Raw genomic sequence first — 22,903 nt, 5'->3', positions numbered from 1 at the left:
TCCGCGCGAGTAGGGTTGGTCAAGTGCAGCGACGAATCATGGGCATCGAGACCGAGTTCGGTGTCACGTGCACCTTCCATGGCCACCGCCGCCTGAGTCCGGACGAGGTCGCGCGGTACCTCTTCCGCCGGGTCGTGTCGTGGGGCCGGTCCTCGAACGTCTTCCTGCAGAACGGCGCTCGCCTCTATCTCGACGTCGGATCGCATCCCGAATACGCCACCGCGGAGTGCGACAGCCTCATCCAGCTGATCAACCACGACCGCGCGGGCGAACTGGTTCTCGAGGACCTGCTCGTCGATGCCGAACAACGCCTGGCCGACGAGGGCATCGGCGGCGACATCTATCTGTTCAAGAACAACACCGACTCGGCCGGCAACTCCTATGGATGCCACGAGAATTATCTCGTCGTGCGGGCGGGGGAGTTCTCCCGCATCTCCGACGTCCTGTTGCCGTTCCTCGTGACGCGCCAGCTGATCTGTGGTGCGGGCAAGGTTCTGCAGACCCCCAAGGCCGCGACCTTCTGCCTGTCCCAGCGCGCCGAGCACATCTGGGAGGGCGTCTCCTCGGCGACCACCCGGTCGCGCCCGATCATCAACACGCGCGACGAGCCCCACGCCGACGCCGAGAAGTACCGCAGGCTGCACGTCATCGTCGGCGACTCGAACATGTCGGAGATGACCACCCTCCTGAAGGTCGGTTCGGCGGCTCTCGTCCTGGAGATGATCGAGGCCGGTGTCGCGTTCCGCGACTTCGCGCTCGACAATCCGATCCGCGCCATCCGCGAGGTCAGCCACGACCCGACAGGGCGGCGCCCGGTGCGCCTCGCCGGCGGTCGGCAGGCCAGCGCCCTCGACATCCAGCGCGAGTACCACGCCCGCGCCGTCGAGCACCTCACCAACCGCCGGCCCGACCCCGAGATGGACATGGTCGTGGACCTGTGGGGACGGATGCTCGATGCCGTGGAGAGCGACGACTTCGCCAAGGTCGACACCGAGGTCGACTGGGTCATCAAGCGCAAGCTGTTCCAGCGCTACCAGGACCGGTACTCGATGGAGCTCTCGGATCCGAAGATCGCGCAGCTCGACCTGGCGTTCCACGACATCAAACGCGGCCGCGGCGTGTTCGACGTCCTGATGCGCAAGGGGCTGGTCGCCCGGGCGACCACCGACGAGGCCATCAAGACCGCGGTCAACGAGCCGCCGCAGACCACCCGCGCCAAGCTCCGGGGCGACTTCATCTCGGCCGCGCAGAAAGCCGGGCGTGACTTCACCGTCGACTGGGTTCACCTCAAGCTCAACGACCAGGCCCAGCGGACGGTGCTGTGCAAGGACCCGTTCCGCAGTGTCGACGAGCGCGTCGATCGCCTCATCGCCTCGATGTGAGCGCCGGGTCACCGGCGAACCCAGCGTGCCTCCGCACGCGGTGAACGGCCACGTTCTAACCTGACTCGGTGGCAACCCCCAAAGTCGAGCGTCTGCTCAACCTCGTGATCTGCCTGCTGTGGACGCGGCAGTACGTCACCGCCGACTACATCCGCCGCAACGTCGCGGGCTATTCGGACGACGGGCAGTCCGACGAGGCGTTCAACCGGATGTTCGAGCGGGACAAGAACGAGCTGCGAGATCTCGGGATCCCCCTCGTGACCGGCCGGTCGCCGATGGCGGCCGGCGCCGAGGGATACCGCATCGACCGCGACTCCTACGAGTTGCCGGAGATCTCGCTGGAGTCCGACGAGGCCGCCGCGATCGCCATGGCCGCCGCGCTGTGGGACACACCCGAGGTCTCGACGCTGTCGCAGACGGCGATCCTCAAGCTCCGGGCCGCCGGGCTCGATGTCCGCTCCGAGGACGATCTGGGGATCACCTCGGGCGGGTCATCACGATCGCTCGGCTCCGAAGAGGTCATCGCCGGCCTGCTCGCCGCGGTCCAGGACCGCCGCGCGGTCGAGTTCCAGCATCGATCGTCTGCCGCGGCCGCCCCGACCACCCGACGCGTCGAACCGTGGGGGGTCGTGTCACACCGGGGCCGCTGGTACGTCGTCGGGCACGATCGCGACCGCGACGCCACCCGGACCTTCCGGCTGTCGCGGATCACGGCGGTCGCCGCGGTCGGTGCCGCCGACGCGGTCGTGGTCCCGGCGGGCACCGATCTCCAGCAGATCGTCTCCGCGGCGGTCGATTCCGCTGCCGGTTCGGACGGACGGACCGCGCGGATCTGGGTCGCGGCCGACCGCGCATTCGGCCTCCGCCGGGCCGCGACGACGACCGAACCCGCCGACTTCGACGGCGAACCCGGCGACATCGTGACCCTCGACATCCACTCGCTGACCGCGGTGGCACGGATGGTGCTGGGTGTGGGCCGCGATGCGGTCGTCCTCGATCCACCCGAGCTGCGCGAGCTCGTCATCGCGAGCCTCGACCGTCTGATGGGGGTGAGCGTCTGATGGCCGCGGCAGCGCCGTCGAGACTCAACCGACTACTGGCGATGGTCCCGTATTTCCAGGCCCGCCGGGGCATCTCGGTTGCTCAGGCCGCCGACGAACTCGGGGTCACGCAAGCCCAGCTCACGAAGGACCTCGAGCTGCTCTTCGTCTGCGGGCTACCGGGCTACTACCCCGACGACCTGATCGAGCTCGAGTTCAGCGAAGGGTACGTGACGGTCGGGTTCACCGCGGGCATGGACCGGCCACTGCGGCTGACGACCGTGGAGGCGAGCACGCTCCTCGTCGCACTGCGGGCGCTGGTCGAGACCCCGGGGGTCGTCGATGTGGCCGCGGCCAGGCGGGCCATCGCCAAGATCGAGCAGGCGGTGGGTGCGACGGTGCCGGGGGTCGCGGGCGCGTCCGACGCACCCGCCGAGCCGCCGGGGGAGAACCCCACCTACACGACGATCCGCGAGGCCACCAAGAAGGCGCGGGCATTGCGCCTGCGTTACTACTCGGCCGGACGCGACAGCGTCACCGACCGCGTGGTCGACCCCATCCGCCTGCAGGTCATGGACCAGCACACCTATCTCGAGGCCTGGTGCCGGATGGCCGAAGGCGTGCGGTTGTTCCGGTTCGACCGCGTCGACACCGCGACCGCCCTCGACGAGCCGAGTCGTCCGCCGGCCGAGGCGGCGGCGTCGAATCAGTCGGTGCTCGTCGCCGAGGACCCCGACCTCCCGGCCGTCGAGATCGAGATCGACGCCGATCACCTGTGGATTCTCGATTACTACCCGCTCGAACCCCTCGAGACTGTCGAGGACCGGCCCGATCCAGGTCTCCCCGTCCGCGCCCGGTTGGTCTACGGCTCGCCGGAATGGCTCACCCGATTCCTGCTCGGATTCGCCGGCGCCGTGCGGGTCGTCGATGACCCTGCGATTGCCGCCGCGGTCGCCGACACCGCGGAGGCCGCCCGCGGGCGTTATCGCTGAGACCGGCCACGGCTGGGCCCTTCCGGCCCGGCGTGTGTCGGGTAGCATTGGACACTGTCTGCTCCGAACTGAAGGGTGATCTCATGGGCTTCACGTCATGGTGGCACTGGGCGATCGTCGCCATCGTGCTGCTGATCCTGTTCGGCTCGAAGAAGCTGCCGGACGCCGCCCGTGGTCTGGGACAGTCGCTGCGCATCTTCAAGAGCGAGGTCAAGGAGATGCAGAAGGACGACGACAAGGACGCGCAGGCCACCGCCGACGCGGCCGCGACCGATCCGGCACGACGCGAGCTGCCCGCGGGTGACTCGACCCAGCCGGCCACGCAGCGCGACGCCGACGCCAAGAAATCGGCTTAGGGGCGCGTCGGAGCATCGCCAGTGCGCACTCTCCCGATTCCCCGACGCCTCGACCCGCGGCAACGCAAGCGAAAACTCAATCCCGACGGCACCATGTCGTTGGTCGAGCACCTGTACGAGTTGCGCACTCGTATGGTCATCTCGCTGCTGGCCATCATCGCCACCACCATCTTCGGGTTCGTCTGGTACAGCCACGGCTTCCTGGGCATCCCGTCGCTCGGCGACGTCCTGCGCGGGCCGTACTGCGATCTGCCTGCGTCGTCACGCGCGACGCTGACCCCGGATGATTCGTGTCGCCTTCTGGCGACCGGTCCGTTCGACCAGTTCATGCTCCGGTTGAAGGTCGCGCTGACCGCGGGTGTGGTCCTCGCCTGCCCGGTGTGGATCTACCAGATCTGGCAGTTCATCACTCCGGGTCTGCACGCCCACGAACGTCGCTACGGCATCATGTTCGTCGCGATGGCGACGACCCTGTTCGTCAGCGGCGCGGTGCTCGCTTATCTGGTAGTCGCCAAGGCCTTCGACTTCCTGCTGACGGTCGGTAACGAGGTCCAGGTCACGGCACTCGCCGGTGACCAGTACTTCGGCTTCATGCTCAACGTCCTGGTGATCTTCGGCGTCAGCTTCGAACTCCCGCTCCTGATCATCGCGCTGAACGTCGTCGGCGTGCTTACCTACGCCCGGTTGAAGAGCTGGCGCCGCGGGCTCATCTTCGCGGTCTTCGTCTTCGCCGCGATCGCGACACCGGGCCAGGATCCGTTCACGATGCTCGCACTGGCCCTCGCGCTCACCGTGCTGCTCGAGTTCGCGATCCAGTTCGCGCGGATCTTCGACCGACGCAAGGCGAAGAAGGCGCCCGCATGGGCGGGCCTCTCCGATGACGAGGCCAGCCCACTGCCGCCGACGAAACCGATCGCCCCGGCATCGCCGATCCCGGCGCCGGCGAACGCGGTCGCCAACGCCACCCGTACGTCGACGCGGGCACGCGAGACCTTCGACGACGTCCTGTGACCCAACTCGACTCGTTCACGTCGAGACTCGCTTTCCGCCTCGACGACTTCCAGCGCCGCGCGTGTGAGGCGCTCGAGGGCGGCCACGGTGTGCTGGTGTGCGCACCGACCGGCGCGGGTAAGACCATCGTCGGCGAGTTCGCCGTCCATCTGGCCCTGGCCGGTGGCTCGAAGTGCTTCTACACCACGCCGATCAAGGCGCTCAGCAACCAGAAGTACAACGATCTCGTTGCCGTCCACGGGCACGAGTCGGTCGGGCTACTCACCGGCGACAGTTCGATCAATCCCGATGCCCCGGTTGTCGTCATGACGACCGAGGTCGTCCGCAACATGATCTACGCCGAATCACGGGCCCTGGACGGTCTGTCCCACGTCGTCATGGACGAGGTCCACTTCCTGGCGGACCGGTTCCGCGGGGCGGTGTGGGAAGAGGTGATCCTGCACCTCGAACCGTCGGTGCGGGTCGTCAGTCTGTCGGCGACGGTGAGCAACGCCGAGGAGTTCGGCGACTGGATCCAGACGGTCCGCGGTGACACCTCGGTGATCGTCGACGAACACCGTCCGGTGCCGCTGTCCCAGCACATGCTCGTCGGGCAGCGACTGTTCGACCTGTTCGATCCGGCCGACACCGGTCCGGCCCGCAAGGCCGGCACGCGTCCGCGCGTCAATCCGGAGCTCAAACGCCAGATCCGGCACCGGATCCTGATGGCCGACGACGAGCGGGAGGCGTCGCGCGGCCGTGGCCGAGGACGTGGCGGCGCGCCCCGTCGGCGCGACGGACGGGGGCCCGCGCTCTCCCGGCCGAACCTCGTCACGCGACTCGACCGCGAGGGGTTGCTCCCGGCGATCGGGTTCATCTTCTCCCGTGTCGGGTGCGACGCCGCCCTGGCGCAGTGTCTGCGATCCGGGATCTCGCTTCTCACACCCGCCGAGATCGGCGAGGTCGACGCGATCGTCGACCGCCATCTCACCGAACTGGCACCGGCCGACCTCGACGTGCTGGGGGTGCATGAGTGGCGCGAGGGGCTGCGACGCGGACTCGCCTCGCACCATGCGGGCATGCTCCCGACCTTCCGGCACACGGTCGAGGAACTGTTCGTGCGCGGCCTGGTCCGGATGGTGTTCGCCACCGAGACGCTCGCGCTCGGCATCAACATGCCCGCTCGCTCGGTGGTTCTCGAGCGTCTCGTGAAGTACAACGGCGAATCGCACGTCGACCTGACGCCCGGCGAGTTCACGCAGCTGACCGGTCGCGCCGGCCGTCGCGGGATCGACGTCGAGGGTCACGCCGTCGTGGTGTGGACACCCGAGGTGGTTCCGGAGGAGGTCGCCGGCCTCGCCGGCGCGCGGACGTTCCCGCTGCGGAGTTCGTTCTCCCCGGAATACAACATGGCGGTCAACCTGCTCGGTCGATTGGGCCCGGACGGCGCGCGTGAGCTGCTCCATCGGTCGTTCGCCCAGTTCCAGGCCGATCGATCGGTCGTCGGTCAGGCGCGAAAGCTGGACGAGGCGCAACGGGCACTGCGCAAGCTCGACGGCGAGCTGGCCCGCGCCGCGCAGGCTCGGGGGTTGGAACCCGGTGGCGCCGAATCGGATTCGGACGACGGTCCGTACGCGGGCTTCCTGGGTTACATCACTTTGCGCGAGGACATCCGCCGCCGTGAACGAGATCTGAAGTACCGCAAGCGGGTCAATACACACGACGCCATCACCGCCGACCTGGCCGCACTCAAACGTGGTCATGTCATCGGCGTACCCGTCGGCCGGCACCGCGGTCTGGCTGTCATCATCGAACCGGCCACGCAGGCGCAGGATCCGAAGCCGCTCGTACTGACCGAGGACGCCTGGTGCGGACGCGTCGGTACCCGCGACTTCGTCAACCCGCCCGAGGTGCTGGGCAACATGCGGATGCCGAAGAACGCCGACCGGCGCACCGGGCGCGGTCGCCGCGACCTGGCGTCGGCGTTGCGATCGACCGGCATCGAGATGCCGCGCGGACGTCAGAAGAAGCGCGCCGACGCCGCCGACGACACCGAACTCGCGAACCTTCGGCGAACCCTGCGCGCGCACCCGGCACATCAGCTGTCCAACGGTGACGAGCTGTTCCGGCTCGCCGAACGCCGTAACCGGCTGGTGCGCGACATCGTCAACGCCGAGCGGAGCATCGGGGAGCGGACGTCCACCCTCGGGGTCACCTTCGATCACATCGTCGGCGTCCTCAGCGAGCTGGGATATCTCGAGCGCGTCGCCGAGTCGACCGAGTCCACCGGGCACACGATGATGGTGACCGATTCGGGCAAGCTGCTCGGCCGTATCTACAGCGAGAGCGACCTGGTCGTGACCGAGTGCATCCGAGCCGGGGTCTGGGACGAGTTGTCACCCCCCGACCTCGCCGCAGTCGTCGCCGCACTCGTCTACGAGAGCCGGCGCGACAGTTACAGCGGGGTCGACGCCCTGCCCGGCAGCAGCTCGATGCGTGCGGCGATGGCCGCGACCGTCGAGATCTGGTCGCGGGTCACCGCGGTCGAGCAGCGTCATCGGGTCAGTCCGACACGCGAACCCGACACCGGTTTCTCGGTCGCCGTGGCCCCGTGGGCGTCGGGTCGTTCGCTCGGCGAGGCCCTGTTGCTGGCGGGCGAACGCGGACAGCTGCTCTCTCCGGGCGACTTCGTGCGGTGGAACCGGCAGGTCGTGGACCTGCTCGAACAGATCCGACTCGGGGTGGGCTCCGACACGCGCCTCGGTGGGACGGCGCGGGCAGCGGTCAAGGCCATCCGCCGCGGCGTGGTCGCCGCCGAGCTCGGCTGAACCGCGCCGTCGACCTCCGCCGACGAGTGTGGGCCGGTGTCGGTTCACCGGACGACGCGACGCCGGGCCACGCGCGATGTTCGCTGATAGTCCCAGGCCGCTGAGGTAACGTTCATCCCGCATTCGGTGTCGGCGTGTCCTGCCCCGATACTGCCGCGACGTCACAGTTCGCCGGCACCCGTCCGGGTGAACGGCCGAGTGGGAGGGACTCATGACCGACCCGTACAACCCCAACCCGTCCCAGCCGAATCCCTCCGGTGATCAGTCCGGTCCCGACGGCAAGACCGAGATCGTGAACCTCCCCGGCGCCACTCCGACGGGCGCCCCGCAGGCCGACCCGACCACGATGGCCCCCAACCCGGGCTCCGCCAACCCCGGGTCACAGAACCCGGGTTATGGTCAGCCGCAACAGAATCCGTATCAACAGAATCCCTACCAGCAGAACCCGTACCAGCAGCCGGGTGGGCCGACGGGCCAGCCGCCCCAGTCGGCCCCGTCTCAGTCCCAGCCGACTCAGGTCGGTCATCCCGGCGGACAACCGGGGCAGTACGGGCAACCGGCCGGTCAGTATGGCGCCGAGCAATACGGAGCCGGTCAGTACGGGGGACCGGGTCAGTACGGGCCCGGTCAGTACGGGGCACCCGGACAGTACGGCCAGCAGCCCCCCGGCCAGGACCAGTACGGCCAGAACCAGTACGCCCAGAACCAGTACGGACAGAACCAGTACGGGGGCGGCGACCAGTTCAGCGGGATGGCGACCGGGAAGTCGAACAAGACCGCCCGGACGCTGATGTTCGTCGGCGGCGGCGCGCTGCTCCTCATCGCCGCGATCGTGCTGATCACCGCATTCCTCTTCCCCGGATGGGCACCGAAGAACCTCGATCAACAGGCGGCGCAGGACGGCGTGCAGAAGATCCTCACCGAGGACTACCAGGCCAGCGACGTCTCCGACGTCCAGTGCCCGTCGGGGCAGCGGGTGGAGACCGGAGCATCGTTCACGTGCTCGGTCACCGTCGGCGGGCAGCAGCAGCAGGTCACCGTCACGTTCATCGACGACGACGGCCGCTACGAGGTCTCGCGCCCCAGCTGACTCGACCGGCTGTGAGCTCCAGCCTCAGTCGGCTGCGACATGCGGCCTCAGCCGGCCTGGGGCCAGCCGAGAGCCTTGGCCAGCCTCCCCACCGACGCTCCGATGCCCAGCTCCTCGACGAGCTCCGCGAGCGCGGCGGGGTCGGCGGGCTCGGCCGGGAGGGTGTCCGAACCGCTGTCGATCGTCTCGGCGTCGGTGCGCACGGAGACGACGGTCCGCGCCGCCTGCAGGTACTCGACCGAGGCGAGCAGTGCCTTGCGGCTCCGCGTCGGAACCGATGACGACGGGTCGGCGGCAGCCGCCTCCAGTGCGTCGAGGCTGCCGTACTCGGTGATCAGTTTCGCCGCGGTCTTCTCGCCGATACCGGCCACGCCCGGCAGACCGTCCGAGGGATCTCCGCGCAACATCGACATCTCCGCATAGCCGATACCCGCGCGCTCGACCGGCACGCCGTATTTCTCGGCGACCTCCACCGGGCCCATCATCTCGGCCTTCGCCAGACCGCGGCCGACGTACAGGACGCGCACCGGGACGGGATCGTCGGCGACCACCTGCAGCAGGTCCCGATCACCGCTGACCACGATCACCGGATCGTTCGCCTCGTCGTAGGCGAGCGTGCCGATCACGTCGTCGGCCTCGCAACCGACGGCGCCCGAGGTGGCGATGCCCGCGGCAGCGAGGACGGCCATGATCATGTCGACCTGCGGGGTGAGCGTGTCGGGTACCTCTTCGACGTCGATGTCCCGGCCCTCGACGTCGGTCCCACCGTCGGGGACCGCGACGCGATGGGCCTTGTAGGTGGGGATCAGGTCGGTGCGGAACTCGGGACGCCAGTCGAGATCGAGGCACACCACCAAGCGTGTGGGGCGTTCGCGCACGACGAGATTGGCGATCGTGTCGACGAAACCGCGTACCGCGTTGACCGGTCGCCCATCCGGGCTGGTCATCTTCTCCGGCAGCGCGAAGAACGATCGGAACCACAGGCTGGCGCCGTCGAGCAGCATCAACGAATCCGTCACCCCCACACTCTGTCATGAGTCGGCGGTAGTGTTCGTCGCATGGCATCTGGGAGTGGGGCAGCACGGGTCGCGACGGCGGGCGAAGGGACCGGAGCCGGGCCGCTCTTCGAGGCGCAGGTCTATCGCGACCGGGTCCGCCGCGCCGCCGAACTCACCCGCGCCGCGGAGTTGGACGCGCTGGTCGTCGCCCCCGGGCCGGACCTGCGGTACCTCATCGGTTCCCGGGCGGAGACCTTCGAACGGCTCACGGCGCTGGTGATCCCCGCGACCGGTGATCCCCGATTGGTGATCGCGCGGCTCGAGGTCCCGTCGCTGTCGTCCTCCGCGGTCGGCGATCTCGACATCGAGGTGGCCGACTGGGTCGACGGCGACGACGCCCACGCGCTGGCGCTGGCCGGATTGCCGTCGCAGCCGCGGATCGCGGTCTCCGACTCCATGCCCGCCCTCCACGTCATCCCGCTGGCCCGACACACCGGCGCGACACCGCAATTGGCGACCGACGTGCTCCGCGAATTACGAATGATCAAAGATGCCGCGGAGATCGACGCGCTCCGCCGCGCGGGTGCCGCGATCGACCGGGTGCACGCGCGGATGGGGGACTGGCTGATCCCCGGCCGCACCGAACGCGAGGTGGCCGCCGACATCGCCGCCGCGATCCTCGAGGAGGGACACACCGAGGCGGCCTTCATCATCGTCGGGTCGGGACCGAATGGAGCCGATCCCCACCACGAATTCTCCGACCGGGTCATCGAGCGGTCCGACATCGTCGTGATCGACATCGGCGGCCCGGTCGAGCCGGGCTACAACTCCGACTCGACGCGCACCTACTGCTTCGACGATCCGCCCGCCGACATCGCCGACGCCTACGCCGCCCTGCTCGAGGCCCAACGCGCGGCGGTGGCCGCCGTCCGGCCGGGGGTGAGCGCGTCCTCGATCGACGCGGCGGCGCGTGATCTCCTCGCGGAGCGCGGCCTGGCCGATCGGTTCATCCACCGGACGGGCCACGGGATCGGGCTGTCGGTACACGAGGAGCCGTACATCGTCGGCGGCAACGACATCCCGTTGCGCACCGGCATGGCGTTCAGCGTCGAGCCGGGGGTGTACGTGCCCGGTCACTGGGGTGCCCGCATCGAGGACATCGTCGTCGTGACCGATGACGGCTGCGAGTCGCTGAACAACCGCCCGCACGAACTCGTCCGGTTGTAGGCGAAATTCGACCGGTGAACCTCATTTCGACTGCTGGACTTCGATCGAGGTCCAGCAGTCGAGTTGAAGTTCGCTGGTTGGCGGGTTTGAATCCGGGGGCGCGTCACGAAGGGTCCGGCGACCGAGCCTGCCAAACCGTCGGGTGGTAGGTCCGTGGATCTCATCGCGCCCGGTGTTCAGATGTTCTGCGAACCGTCGGAGTATGTCGGGTCGGCGGTTGATGTGTTCGGGGTTGGGTGGTGCGCCGGGTTCAGGGTTGAGTCGCCAGGCGCAGCGGCCTTCGTCGGGTCCGTTGCGGACCACCCGGGTGGTGTATTGGCCGGGCCGGTGCCGGACGGCTCCGCAAGAAGCATCCGACTTCCGACGCGCGTCACTAGCTGAACAGCGACGCCGAACCCAGCACCCGGCTCACGCTGATCTCGATCACGACGCGGCGCGGGTTCGGCCTGGGCTCCCGGTATCGCTGCGCGTAGCGCTGCTCGGCCTCGCGCACGCGCTCGGGCTCACGACTCACCGTCGCGGGTCCCTCCAGGGTCAGCCATCGCGGGCCGTCGACGTTGGTGACAGCCGCGTAGCCACCACGCTCGGTGTTGCGGACCTTCTGATTGCCGTCCGAGGTGATGACCCGCGCCAGACCGGCATCGGGATCCCAGGTGAACCCGACGGCCACGGCGTGGGGGGTGCCGTCGGCGCGCAGTGTGGTGAGGGTCCCGAGGTGGCGTTCGACGAGGAAGGCGAGCGCATCGGGCCCGAGATCGGCGGCGGTACGAGGCATGACACCAAACTAGCCGCGACGCCGCACACGGTCGGTCGCGGGGCCGATGCGATACTGGCAGCCATGGCGTCACGCAGCAGATGGGCATCAGCGCGTCCGGACACCGACCCGGCCGGTGCCCTCGTGCTGTTCGGCGGCCGCAGCGAGATCGGCGTCGCCACCGCGGCGCGCCTCGCATCCGGGCGGACCGTCGTCCTGGCGGCCCGCCGTCCCGACGACCTCGCGGCCGAGTCCGCACGACTGCTCGACGCCGGTGCAACCGAGGTACACACCGTCGCCTTCGACGCGAACGACACCGACAGCCATCCAAGGCTCGTCGAGTCGTTGGCGCAGCGACACGGGCCGATCGGGATCGCGATCATCGCGTTCGGCATCCTCGGCGACCAGGCTCGCGCCGAAACCGATGTGGCGCATGCACTTCAGATCGCCCACACCGACTACTACGCCCACATCAGCGTGCTCACCCCGCTTGCTTCGGTACTGCGCGCGCAGGGCTCCGGAACCATCATCGTCTTCTCCTCGGTCGCCGGTGTCCGGGTGCGCCGCGCGAATTACGTCTACGGGTCGACCAAGGCGGGTCTCGACGGATTCGCGAGCGGACTCGCGGATGCGCTGCACGGCACCGGCGCTCGCCTGCTGCTGGCCCGCCCGGGCTTCGTGATCGGCGCGATGACCCGCGACCTGATGGCCTCGGGGGTCAAACCGGCCCCGCTGTCGCGGGATGCCGAGCAGGTCGCCGACGCGGTGGCACACGCCTATCGCATGGGCCGCGGTGAGGTCTGGATCCCCGGGACGTTGCGTCCGTTGTTCTTCGGGATGCGACTGCTGCCGCGTGCCGTGTGGCGGAGACTTCCCCGATGACGTCTCCGGACACCGAAGTCACGTCGTCTGTCCCGTCCGAGTTCGTCCCATCGGAGTTCGTGGTGGTCGGGATCGGCGCCGACGGTTGGTCCGGTCTGGGTGAGACCGTCCGCGACGAACTCCGCCGCGCTCGCGTGATCTACGGCGCTGCGCGGCAACTGGCGCTCCTCGACGGCGCGGTGCCCGAACTGGACGCCGAACTGCGACCGTGGCGGTCGCCGATGTCTGAACACCTCGCAGAAGTGGTCGAGAGCGAGGCCGCGGACGCCGTTCACCCGGACACGATCCACATCCTGGCGAGCGGCGACCCGATGTTCCACGGCGTCGGTGCGAGCATCATCGCGCGCGTCGGTGCCGACCGGGTACGGGTGTATCCGGCAGTGTCGAGCGCGAGCCTCGCCTGTGCGCGTCTGGGCTGGGACCTCGCCACGACCCGGATCGTCAGTGCGGTGCGCGCCGAGCCGGGCGTGGTGCTCGGCGAGGTCACCGACGGGGCTCGCGTACTTCTCTTGAGCCGCGACGAGACCACACCCGCCGCACTCGCCGGCATCCTGGTCGACGCCGGTTTCGGTGCGTCCACGATGACCGTCCTCGAGCAGCTCGGTGGGCCCGCCGAACAGATCGCCACCGGTACGGCCGAGACCTGGCGCCGCCGGGCCGGGGACCCGCTCAACATCGTCGCCGTCGACTGCGTCGGACCCCGCCGGTCCCGGCTCCCGGGCCGGCCGGACGACACCTATGAACACGACGGTCAGATCACCAAGTCGACGATCCGTGCCCTCTCCGTGTGCGCGTTGGAACCGGCCGGCGCGCAGCTCCTCTGGGACATCGGGGCCGGGTCGGGCAGTGTGACGATCGAGTGGTTGCGCGCGGACGACCGGGGAGTGGTCGTCGCCTTCGAACGCGATCCCGATCGCGCTGATCGATTGCGACGCAACGCCACCCGACACGGGGTGGCGCATCGGCTCTCGGTGCGGGGCCCGGCTCCCGACGGCCTGTCCGACGCACCGCAACCGGATGCCGTCTTCATCGGTGGCGGACTGGACGAGGAGATCCTCTCGCTCGTCTGGACCAGGCTGCCGGACTCGGGGCGGCTCGTCGTGAACGCGGTGACCGTGGAGAACCAGACGCTCGTCACGCGCTGGCACGCCCGACACGGCGGTGACCTACGACGCCTGTCGGTCGAAAAGGTGGCACCGCTCGGCACGATGCACACCTGGCGCCCCGCGCTGCCGATCGTGCAGTGGGCCGTCGCGAAGACGGCACCCCACGCTGCCGCCGCGGATTCGACGGAGGCGCTCCGTTGACCGTCTACTTCATCGGGGCCGGCCCGGGTTCGCCCGATCTCATCACGGTGCGCGGAGCGCGGCTGCTGGGGGAGTGCCAGACCTGCGTCTATGCCGGGTCACTGGTGCCCTCGGAACTGCTCGACCTGTGTCCCGACGGTGCCGAACTGATCGACACCGCCCGGATGCCGTTGTCGGACATCATCGATGTCATCGCGGCGGCCGTCGGCAAGGGGCACGACGTGGCCCGCCTCCACTCCGGTGACCTCTCCGTGTACTCGGCGATGTCCGAGCAACAGCGTGAGCTGACCGCGCGCGGAATCGATCACGAGATCGTGCCCGGTGTCCCGGCGTTCGCGGCTGCCGCGGCGGCACTCGACACCGAACTCACCATCCCCGGTGTCGGCCAGAGCCTGCTGATCACGAGGGTCTCCACCCTGTCGACGGACATGCCGCCGGGGGAGGACCTCGCGACCCTGGCCCGGACGGGGGTGACACTCGCGCTGCATCTCGCAGCCCATCGGGCCGAGGAGATCGTGGCGGCGCTCACCCCGCACTACGGCGATGACTGCCCTACCGCCACAGTCGCTTTCGCCAGTCGGGAGAACGAGCAGATCGTACGGTGTCCGCTCAACCGGTTGCCCGAGGCCCTCGACGCCGCCGACATCCGGAGGACCGCGGTCATCTTCGTCGGTCACGTGCTCGGTCCTTGCCGGTCGGACGTCACCGACAGCTATCTGTACTCGCATGCGCGGATGACCAAACTCCGCGCTGATCGCCACTCGACGTCGTGACCGACCAGAGCCCGCCGGATCCTGTCCCGCACGTCCTGATCCTCGGCGGGACCGGGGAGGCGCGAGCGCTCGCCTCGACCCTCGCCGACACCGACATCGCGTTCATCAGTTCCCTCGCCGGCCGGGTGAAACACCCCCGCCTACCGGTCGGGCCGGTGCGCATCGGCGGGTTCGGCGGATCCGACGGGCTCCGGGAGTGGTTGCAGAGCAACCGCATTCAGGCAGTGGTCGACGCGACCCATCCATTTGCCGCGACGATCACCCGCAATGCGGCGCGAGCCACCGCCGATGCGGGTGTGCCGCTGCTGCGCCTGCGTCGCGATCCGTGGGTGCCCGGCGACACCGACACGTGGACACGCGTGCCCGACCTCCCCGCCGCCGCGCGTGAAGTGGCCGCCCGCGGCAGACGTGTCTTCCTGACCACCGGCCGCCAGGACGTCGGTGTCTTCGCGGGGATCGATTCGGCGTGGTTCCTGATCAGGGTCGTCGACGCCCCGACCGGAGCGCTTCCGCCGCATCACGAGGTGCTGCGCTCGCGGGGGCCCTATGACCACCGGTCGGAGCGAGAGCTGCTGCGGAACAACGACATCGATCTGCTGGTCACGAAGAACAGCGGCGGAACGCTGACCTCGGCCAAGCTGGCGGCCGCGGCCGAACTCGGGATCGCGGTCATCATGGTCGACCGGCCCGCCGAACCCGACACGCCGGTCGTCTCAGATGTCGGTGCCGCCCGGAACTGGCTCGAGGAGCTGTTCGGCTGACTGATCGGCGGTGTGATCGTCGCTGTCGACCGGGTGGTGACTGCGCGGTGTGAACACCAACGTTCCGGCCGCGCGCGGCGCGACCCTTGTGGCCGACGACCCGATGATGATCATCGTGCGCATGTCGACGACCGCGGGATCGAAGTCCGCGACCGTGGTGGTGGTGAGTTGCTGCTCCGGACCACCGACGTCCCGTCCGAGGATGACGACGCGATCGGGCGACACCGTCTGCGAGAGAGTGTGTTTGAGGGCCCCGACCTGCCAGGTGCGGCTCGCCGAGCCCGGGTTGTAGATGGCGATCACCAGGTCGGCGCCGAGTGCGGCTCGGATGCGCCGTTCGATGACCGACCACGGCTTCAACCGGTCGGAGAGCGAGATGATCGCGAAGTCATGCCCGAGGGGCGCTCCCACGGCAGCGGCGACCGCGGTCGCCGCCGTGACGCCGGGCACCACACGGACGGGCACCTCGTGCCACCGGGGCTGTGCGGCGACCTCGGCGACCGCGGCGGCCATCGCGAAGACGCCGGGATCACCGGACGAGACGACGACGACGCGAGCGCCGCGTCGAGCGAGGTCGAGCGCGAACTCGGCCCGCTCGGCCTCGACCCGGTTGTCGCTGGCGTGTACTCGCTGCCCCGGCCGCGGGGTGACGCGCTTGAGATAGGTGGTGTAACCGACGAGGTCGGTGGCCGTGGCCAGCTCCGCGCGGACCTCCGGGGTGGTCCAGCTGTCGTGACCCGGTCCGAGCCCCACGACGACGAGCTCACCGGGGACGGGCTCCGGTTCGAACATCGGGTTGTTGCGGCGTCCCGGGACGACGAGGATCGAGAAGTACGGCACCTCTGCGGGATTCACGTCGGCGGCCGGCAACACCCGCTCGACGGTCGTCGACGCGCGTTCGACGTAGAAGGCCTCGTCGAGACGCCCGGCCTCGCGGAGGGCGTCGCGCACCCGCTCGAAGGTCCGACCGAGTTTCATGACCACGATCGCGTCCGCGGACCGGAAACGGAAGAGCAGCTCCGAGGTCGACGCGGTACCGGGCACGACGGTCAGCGTCTCCTCGCCCTCGACGAGGGGGACCCCGGTCGCCGCGGACGCCGCGCTCACCGAGGTGACGCCGGGCACGATTTCGGCGTCGAAATGCGGTGCCAGGCGTTTGTGCATGTGCATGTAGGAGCTGTAGAAAAGCGGATCGCCCTCGGCGAGCAGGACGACATCGCGGCCCGCGCGCAGGTGCACCGCGAGACGTTCGGCGCTCTCGGCGTAGAAGTCGTCGAGAGCGCCCTGATACCCGCCGGGGTGGTCGGTCGTCTCGGTGGTGACCGGGTACATGAGACGTTCCTCGGTCTGGCCGTCGCGCAGGTAGGGTTCGGCCACCGATCGCGCGATGCTGTTGCCGTGTCGCGCCGAGTGATACGCGATCACGTCCGCGGTGCTGATCAGGCGGGCGGCCTTGACGGTCATCAGCTCGCTGTCACCCGGGCCGAGCCCGATGCCGTAGAGCGTGCCCGGACGTGACTCCCGTCCGGCCGCTGCGGTGCTGTCAGAGTTCATGGGGTCCACCATCATTCCTGCGGGGTCGCGAGCGCGTTGACCGCGGCCGCGGTGATCGCCGATCCACCACGCCGACCCGTGACCGTGATGAATTCGAGGTCGTCGCGTTCGGCCAGTGCCGCGCAGGATTCGACCGCGCCGACGAAACCGACGGGTGCCCCGACGACGGCGGCGGGACGCGGTGCGCCGTCGTCGATCATGTCCAGGAGCGCGAACAGTGCGGTCGGCGCGTTGCCGATCGCGACCACGGCACCTTCCAGGCGCGGCCGCCAGAACTCCAGTGCCGCAGCGGTCCTCGTGGTTCCCATCTTCTCGGCGAGGGCTGGGAGGGTGGGTTCGGACAGGTGGCAGAGCACCTCGTTGTCCGCGGGGAGACGCTTGCGCGTGATCCCGGACGCCACCATGTTGGCGTCGCAGAGGATCGGGGCGCCGGCTTCGAGGGCACTGCGCGCGGCGGTCACGACGCCGGGCGTCGCGACCACGTCGCGCGTCAGGTCGGTCTGGCCGCACGCGTGGATCATGCGGACGACAACGGTCGCGACGTCGGGTGCGAACGCGGAGAGGTCGGACTCGGCGCGGATCGTGGCGAAGGACTGGCGGTAGATCGCGGCGCCGTCACGCAGGTACTCGGTCATGGTGGGAACGAGCCTAACGGCGCCGCCGTTCGTATCCGCCGTCGGGCGTGGCCTGCACCGACAGGTGCGATTCGGCCGGCGACCCGCAGCCACGGGCGCAGCCCACCCAGTGTTCACGCTCCTCGACGGGGTCGCCGTCCTGCACCCGGGCCACCAGGTCGTCCCGGACCGGCGCATGCGCGGACGAGCAACCCGGGGCTCCGACGCAGCAGCTGACCTGGGCCCATGGCGAAGCGGCGTCGAAGATCAGACCCATCGGTGCGAGCACGCGGACGACGGTCTCGGCCACGCCTTCGCCGAGGTCGCACAGGAGGATCTCGCGGTCGGGGGTGAACACGACCGGCGCCTGCACGGCCGCGATGAATTCCGCCAGCCGGGCCGGCAAGCGTCCGAGTTCGACGACCGCGCCGAGCAGCACCGCGCCGTCGTCCTGGTCGAACCAGCCGACGATCGGTTCCTCCGAGGCGACCTGTGCCGCGTCCGGGTCGGCCCCGATGACGGGATCCAGCGTCGGGGCGATGATTTCCGCGAGCCGGCGCCGGGAGTCGTCGTCGAGGTCGCGGACCCGCCAGGCGCCGGGCGAGACCTCGCCCAGACCCGCGGCCACCGCGATGAGCGCGCGCACGATCGCCTCCGTACCGGTGGCCGATCCGACGGCCGTCCCGCCGATGAGGACGTCTGCGGCCAGGGGAGTGTCGCTCCGGATCATCGCGCACGCGTCGGGTCGTCGTCCGGCGATGTCACCGCGCCCGTCGTCGATGCCGAACAGGAACCGGCCGGACAGGGTGGCCGCGGCCGGGTCGGCCCGCAGGGCGTCGTCGAGGGCCGCGGCGAGCGGACGCGCGTCGGCGACGCCGCCGATGCGACCGGTCAGGGGGCTGAGCTCGATGTTGCGCACCTTGTCGTGGCTGCTGCTCGGCGCGAGCCCGGCGGCGACGACGGCCTGCGCGACGGCTTCGACGTCGGTGATCCCGCGCAGTTGGAGGTTGCCGCGCACCGTCAGTTCCAGGTGCCCGTCGGCGTGGTCGGCGGCGGCCCGGGCGAGCGTCTCCAGCTGGTCCGGACGGATCCGTCCGCCCGGCAGCCGGACACGGGCCAGCGCGCCGTCGGCCGCCGGGTGCGTGTCGAAGACCCCTGGGCAACGGTCGGTGGCGGCCCGGGCTGGCTGGTTCATCCCACCAGCCTACGACCGGCGGGCGCGGTGGCCGTAGGCTGAACGCACCGCGAGCGGGCTGAAGCCGGTGCGATTCCGGCGCGGTCGCGCCACTGTGACCGGGGGTCGGCATCGGCCGGACATCCGGAAGTCGGACCAGTCCCTCGCACTGCACCCGCCACCCACGGCACCGACACGCACCGGGCGCGACAACCCGGCGAGGAGACACGATGATCCTGCTGCTCTCGACCTCGGACACCGACCTGCTCACGGCCTCGGCTGCCGACGAGGGCAGCGCGTTGCCCGATGCGTCGGTGTCCTACCGCGGCGCGAATCCGTCTCGCATCCTGATCGAGGACATCCCGCGTCTCGCCGCCGACGCCGACCTCATCGTCGTGCGCATCCTGGGCGGTGTACGCGCCTGGGAGGACGGGCTGGCTGCGGTCGAGGCGACCGGCAAGCCGCTCGTCGTCTGTTCCGGTGAGCAGCAGCCCGACCCCGATCTGATGGCGCACTCCACCGTGCCCTCCGGCGTCGCCGCCCAGGCCCACGACTATCTCGCCGCGGGCGGGGTCGCCAACCTCGTGAACCTGCACCACTTCCTATCCGACACCGTCCTGCTGACCGGCAACGGTTTCGAACTCCCGCAGCAGACCCCCGCGTGGGGTGTGCTCGAACGTTCTTCGGCCGCCTCCTCTCCGCTCCCTGAGGTGCGAGGAGCGCAAGCCGACCCTTCTTTGCTCCCTGAGGTGCGAGGAGCGCAAGCCGACCCTTCATTGCTCCCTGAGGTGCGAGGAGCGCAAGCGACGAGCCACGAAGGGCCCGACGCCCCGACCATCGCGGTCCTCTACTACCGCGCCCAGCACCTGGCGGGCAACACGCGGTACATCGCTGCGCTGTGCGATGCGATCGAGGACCGCGGGGCCCGCGCGCTGCCGATCTTCTGCGCGTCGCTGCGGACCGCCCCCGACGACCTCCTCGAACTGCTCGGTACCGCCGACGCCCTCGTGGTCACGGTGCTGGCCGCCGGTGGCGCCACCCCGGCCACCGCATCGGCCGGCGGCGACGACGAGGCCTGGAACATCGAACGCCTCGCGGCACTCGACATCCCGATCCTGCAGGGTCTGTGCCTCACCGGTTCCCGCGCGGACTGGGAGGACAGCGATGACGGCCTGTCGCCACTCGACGTCGCCACCCAGGTGGCGGTGCCCGAGTTCGACGGCCGCATCATCACCGTGCCGTTCTCCTTCAAGGAGTTCGACGACGACGGATTGCCGTGGTACCAGCCGGATCTCGAGCGCTGCGCACGGGTGGCGGGGATCGCCACCGCGCACGCCCGGTTGCGTCGGACCCCGGCCGCCGACAAGCGGATCGCGGTCATGTTGTCGGCCTACCCGACCAAGCACGCGCGGATCGGCAACGCCGTCGGTCTCGACACCCCGCGCAGCCTGCTGCGCCTGCTCGCCGCGATGCGCGACGCCGGCTACGACATCGGCCCGGAGTCCGGTCCGGACGCGATTCCCGGTCTCGCCGACGATGATTCGGATGCGCTGATCCACCAGATCATCGCCACCGGCGGTCAGGATGCGGATTGGCTCACCGAGGAGACCCTCGCCGCCAACCCGATCCGCCTGTCGGCGCGCGACTACCGGTCGTGGTTCGACACCCTGCCCGAGGGGCTTCGCTCGGCGGTCACCGAACACTGGGGTCCCGCACCGGGCGACCTGTTCGTCGACCGCACGCACAACCCGGACGGCGACATCGTCATCGCCGCACTGACCTTCGGCAACATCGCGATCATGGTGCAGCCGCCGCGCGGGTTCGGCGAGAACCCGGTCGCGATCTACCACGATCCCGATCTGCCGCCGTCGCATCACTACCTCGCCTCGTACCGGTGGATCGCGGCGCACGACAACGGCTTCGGCGCCGACGCCATCGTGCACGTCGGCAAACACGGCAACCTCGAGTGGCTGCCCGGCAAGAACCTCGGCATGTCGGCGGACTGCGGCACCGACGCCGCCCTCGGCGACCTCCCGCTCGTCTACCCGTTCCTGGTGAACGACCCGGGCGAGGGGACGCAGGCCAAGCGCCGCGCTCATGCGGTTCTCGTCGACCATCTGATCCCGCCGATGGCACGCGCCGAGTCCTACGGCGACATCGCCCGGCTGGAACAGCTTCTCGACGAGCACGCCAACATCTCCGCACTCGACCCGGCGAAGCTGCCCGCGATCCGCCAGCAGATCTGGACACTGCTGACCGCGGCGAAGATGGACTCCGACCTCGGGCTCACCGAACGGCCCGACGAAGAGGTCTTCGACGACATGCTGCTGCACGTCGACGGGTGGCTGTGCGAGATCAAGGACGTGCAGATCCGTGACGGGCTGCACGTGCTCGGCGAGCCCCCGCGCGACGACGCCGAGGTCGACCTCGTCCTCGCCATGCTGCGCGCACGCCAGCTCTGGGGTGGCACGTCGGCCCTGCCCGGCCTGCGCGAGGCCCTCGGACTCGTCGAAGACGGCTCGGCCGAACGCGGTTCCGTCGACGCCGTCGAGGCGCAGGCCCGCGAACTCGTCGCCGCCTGCGCCAAGGACGACTGGTCGACCGAAGCAGTTGCCGCGGCCACCGCGGGACTGCCCAGCGCGGTCGGGGATGTGCTCACTTTCGCGGCGACCGAGGTCGTCCCGCGCCTGCGTCAGACGACCGCCGAGGTCCCGCGGGTGCTGCACGCACTGGACGGCGGGTTCATCCCGGCCGGACCGAGCGGGTCACCGCTGCGCGGGCTGATCAACGTGCTGCCGACCGGACGCAACTTCTACTCGGTCGACCCGAAGGCCGTGCCCTCACGGCTGGCGTGGGAGACCGGCCGCGCGATGGCCGACTCCCTGCTCGAGCGCTACCTGACCGACCACGGCGAATACCCGGCGTCGGTGGGGCTGTCGGTGTGGGGGACCAGCGCCATGCGCACCTCGGGTGACGACGTCGCCGAGGTGCTCGCGCTGCTCGGGGTCATGCCGGTGTGGGACGAGATGTCGCGGCGGGTCTCCTCGCTCGAGCTCATCGGCCTCGAGGAACTCGGACGTCCCCGCATCGATGTCACCGTCCGCATCTCCGGCTTCTTCCGGGATGCCTTCCCGCACGTCGTCACGATGCTCGACGACGCGGTCGCGCTCGCCGCGGCCGCCGATGACGAGTCCGACGAGCAGAACTTCGTCGCCGCCCACGTGCGCGCCGCGATGTCCGAGCACGGCGACCGGCGTCGGGCCGTGACACGTGTCTTCGGTTCCAAGCCCGGCACCTACGGCGCCGGCATCCTGCAACTCATCGACTCACGGGACTGGCGCAGCGACGAGGACCTGGCCCGCGTCTACACCGAGTGGGGCGGTTACGCCTACGGACGCGACCTCGACGGTGTACCTGCGGTCGACGACATGCGCGCCGCGTACAAGCGGATCGCCGTGGCGGCCAAGAACACCGACACCCGCGAACACGACATCGCCGACTCCGACGACTACTTCCAGTACCACGGCGGCATGGTCGCGACCGTTCGCGCACTGACCGGTTCCTCGCCCGAGGCCTACATCGGCGACAGCACCCGCCCCGACTCCGTCCGCACCCGCACGCTGTCGGAGGAGACCAGCCGGGTGTTCCGCGCCCGCGTCGTCAACCCGCGCTGGATCTCGGCGATGCAGCGCCACGGATACAAGGGTGCGTTCGAGATGGCCGCCACGGTCGACTACCTCTTCGGGTACGACGCGACCACCGACGTCGTCGCCGACTGGATGTACGAGAAGCTCACCGAGTCCTATGTCCTCGACGAGACGAACCAGCAGTTCATGCAGCAGTCCAATCCCTGGGCGTTGCACGGCATCGCCGAACGTCTCCTCGAGGCCGTCGAACGCGACATGTGGCGCGAACCGCCCGCCGAGCTCCTCGACGCCCTGCGCACCGTCTACCTCCAGACCGAGGGCGACATCGAGGGCCGCGGCGAGGACGCCTCTGCCGGTCGAGCCGCCCAGCGCTGGTTGAGCCGCCCAGCGCTGGTTGAGCCACCCACCGCTGGTTGAGCCGCCCACCGCTGGTTTCAGTGTCAGGGTTGTCTAGCCACTTCGGTGGTGGTTGGGTTCTGACCATCAGGCATCTGGCTCTACCGCTGGTTACCGCCCCTGGCTGTATTGGGCTGG

General features: G+C 69.6%; 17 protein-coding genes, 2 pseudogenes and 1 riboswitch. Of the genes and pseudogenes, 13 read left to right on the top strand and 6 right to left on the bottom strand.

The genetic code is table 11. The features are described 5' to 3' along the window. The first annotated feature begins 23 nt into the window (after positions 1–23). The 7 genes from pafA to FFS52_RS19265 all read left to right on the top strand — a co-directional run bounded on the left by pafA (position 24) and on the right by FFS52_RS19265 (position 8,678). Positions 24–1,382, top strand: coding sequence for a Pup--protein ligase (gene pafA / locus FFS52_RS19295; RefSeq protein WP_004019052.1), 1,359 nt, complete (start codon positions 24–26; stop codon positions 1,380–1,382). A gap of 68 nt (positions 1,383–1,450) precedes the next feature. After that, positions 1,451–2,443, top strand: a complete 993-nt coding sequence (locus tag FFS52_RS19290; RefSeq protein ID WP_137810639.1) for a WYL domain-containing protein — start codon at positions 1,451–1,453, stop codon at positions 2,441–2,443. Then, on the top strand, positions 2,443–3,414 hold the full coding sequence (locus FFS52_RS19285) for a WYL domain-containing protein (protein ID WP_137810638.1): 972 nt from the start codon (positions 2,443–2,445) through the stop codon (positions 3,412–3,414). Before FFS52_RS19290 ends, FFS52_RS19285 begins: the two co-directional genes overlap by 1 nt. A gap of 83 nt (positions 3,415–3,497) precedes the next feature. Beyond that, positions 3,498–3,770 (top strand): Sec-independent protein translocase subunit TatA, encoded by a 273-nt coding sequence (tatA, locus tag FFS52_RS19280; RefSeq protein WP_137810637.1) that lies wholly within the window; start codon positions 3,498–3,500, stop codon positions 3,768–3,770. Positions 3,771–3,863: 93 nt separating this feature from the next. Next, positions 3,864–4,781, top strand: a complete 918-nt coding sequence (gene tatC, locus FFS52_RS19275) for a twin-arginine translocase subunit TatC (protein ID WP_091344258.1) — start codon at positions 3,864–3,866, stop codon at positions 4,779–4,781. Then, positions 4,778–7,588: a DEAD/DEAH box helicase gene (locus FFS52_RS19270; RefSeq protein WP_137810636.1), complete on the top strand. Its 2,811-nt coding sequence runs from the start codon at positions 4,778–4,780 to the stop codon at positions 7,586–7,588. Before tatC ends, FFS52_RS19270 begins: the two co-directional genes overlap by 4 nt. A 211-nt stretch (positions 7,589–7,799) precedes the next feature. Further along, entirely contained in the window at positions 7,800–8,678 is an 879-nt protein-coding gene (locus FFS52_RS19265; RefSeq protein WP_137810635.1) for a DUF4333 domain-containing protein, read from the top strand. 47 nt (positions 8,679–8,725) lie between these two features. On the opposite strand, the gene FFS52_RS19260 is transcribed toward FFS52_RS19265, so the two are convergent. Further along, complete coding sequence (locus FFS52_RS19260) at positions 8,726–9,682, bottom strand: 5'-3' exonuclease (protein ID WP_137810650.1); 957 nt, start codon at positions 9,680–9,682, stop codon at positions 8,726–8,728. Between the two features lie 54 nt (positions 9,683–9,736). On the opposite strand from FFS52_RS19260, the gene FFS52_RS19255 reads away from it, so the two are divergent. Then, positions 9,737–10,903 carry a Xaa-Pro peptidase family protein gene (locus FFS52_RS19255; RefSeq protein ID WP_137810634.1) on the top strand — a complete coding sequence of 389 codons (1,167 nt, stop codon included), beginning with the start codon at positions 9,737–9,739 and terminating at the stop codon, positions 10,901–10,903. A 21-nt stretch (positions 10,904–10,924) separates the two neighbouring features. Here FFS52_RS19255 and FFS52_RS23935 read toward each other — a convergent pair. Next, a pseudogene (locus tag FFS52_RS23935) lies at positions 10,925–11,230 on the bottom strand (HNH endonuclease); the annotation flags it as partial. Positions 11,231–11,276: 46 nt separating this feature from the next. Next, positions 11,277–11,678, bottom strand: a complete 402-nt coding sequence (locus FFS52_RS19245; protein ID WP_078112421.1) for a PPOX class F420-dependent oxidoreductase — start codon at positions 11,676–11,678, stop codon at positions 11,277–11,279. A 63-nt stretch (positions 11,679–11,741) separates the two neighbouring features. Here FFS52_RS19245 and FFS52_RS19240 point away from each other — a divergent pair, with 63 nt between their 5' ends. The 4 genes from FFS52_RS19240 to FFS52_RS19225 are packed head-to-tail and all read left to right on the top strand — an operon-like array spanning position 11,742 to position 15,380. Beyond that, a complete protein-coding gene (locus FFS52_RS19240; RefSeq protein ID WP_171011679.1) occupies positions 11,742–12,539 on the top strand; it encodes an SDR family NAD(P)-dependent oxidoreductase in 798 nt (265 codons plus the stop codon). Then, complete coding sequence (gene cbiE / locus FFS52_RS19235) at positions 12,536–13,846, top strand: precorrin-6y C5,15-methyltransferase (decarboxylating) subunit CbiE (protein ID WP_137810633.1); 1,311 nt, start codon at positions 12,536–12,538, stop codon at positions 13,844–13,846. Before FFS52_RS19240 ends, cbiE begins: the two co-directional genes overlap by 4 nt. Then, positions 13,843–14,619 carry a precorrin-4 C(11)-methyltransferase gene (cobM, locus tag FFS52_RS19230; RefSeq protein WP_137810632.1) on the top strand — a complete coding sequence of 259 codons (777 nt, stop codon included), beginning with the start codon at positions 13,843–13,845 and terminating at the stop codon, positions 14,617–14,619. Before cbiE ends, cobM begins: the two co-directional genes overlap by 4 nt. Further along, complete coding sequence (locus FFS52_RS19225) at positions 14,616–15,380, top strand: cobalt-precorrin-6A reductase (RefSeq protein ID WP_137810631.1); 765 nt, start codon at positions 14,616–14,618, stop codon at positions 15,378–15,380. The genes cobM and FFS52_RS19225 overlap by 4 nt, the downstream gene beginning before the upstream one ends. On the opposite strand, the gene FFS52_RS19220 is transcribed toward FFS52_RS19225, so the two are convergent. Genes FFS52_RS19220 through cobG form a run of 3 tightly spaced genes read right to left on the bottom strand, consistent with a single transcriptional unit; the run spans position 15,333 to position 18,743 of the window. Further along, positions 15,333–16,934 carry a precorrin-2 C(20)-methyltransferase gene (locus FFS52_RS19220; RefSeq protein WP_137810630.1) on the bottom strand — a complete coding sequence of 534 codons (1,602 nt, stop codon included), beginning with the start codon at positions 16,932–16,934 and terminating at the stop codon, positions 15,333–15,335. The genes FFS52_RS19225 and FFS52_RS19220 overlap by 48 nt on opposite strands. An 11-nt stretch (positions 16,935–16,945) precedes the next feature. Further along, positions 16,946–17,569 carry a precorrin-8X methylmutase gene (locus tag FFS52_RS19215; RefSeq protein ID WP_137810629.1) on the bottom strand — a complete coding sequence of 208 codons (624 nt, stop codon included), beginning with the start codon at positions 17,567–17,569 and terminating at the stop codon, positions 16,946–16,948. A 13-nt stretch (positions 17,570–17,582) separates the two neighbouring features. Beyond that, the gene (cobG, locus tag FFS52_RS19210) at positions 17,583–18,743 is read right to left on the bottom strand and encodes a precorrin-3B synthase (RefSeq protein WP_137810628.1); all 1,161 of its coding nucleotides are present in this window, start codon (positions 18,741–18,743) and stop codon (positions 17,583–17,585) included. 60 nt (positions 18,744–18,803) lie between these two features. Then, positions 18,804–18,881: riboswitch (cobalamin riboswitch) on the top strand. 71 nt (positions 18,882–18,952) lie between these two features. On the opposite strand from cobG, the pseudogene cobN reads away from it, so the two are divergent. Continuing rightward, a pseudogene (gene cobN / locus FFS52_RS19205) lies at positions 18,953–22,714 on the top strand (cobaltochelatase subunit CobN); the annotation flags it as partial. Positions 22,715–22,903 lie beyond the last annotated feature (189 nt).

The sequence above is a fragment of the Gordonia sp. ALPHA1B1 genome, assembly GCF_005502615.1.
Taxonomy (GTDB): domain Bacteria; phylum Actinomycetota; class Actinomycetes; order Mycobacteriales; family Mycobacteriaceae; genus Gordonia; species Gordonia hongkongensis.
The sequence above is the reverse complement of the archived record's forward strand: the minus strand, read 5'-3'. Positions and strand labels throughout refer to the sequence as shown.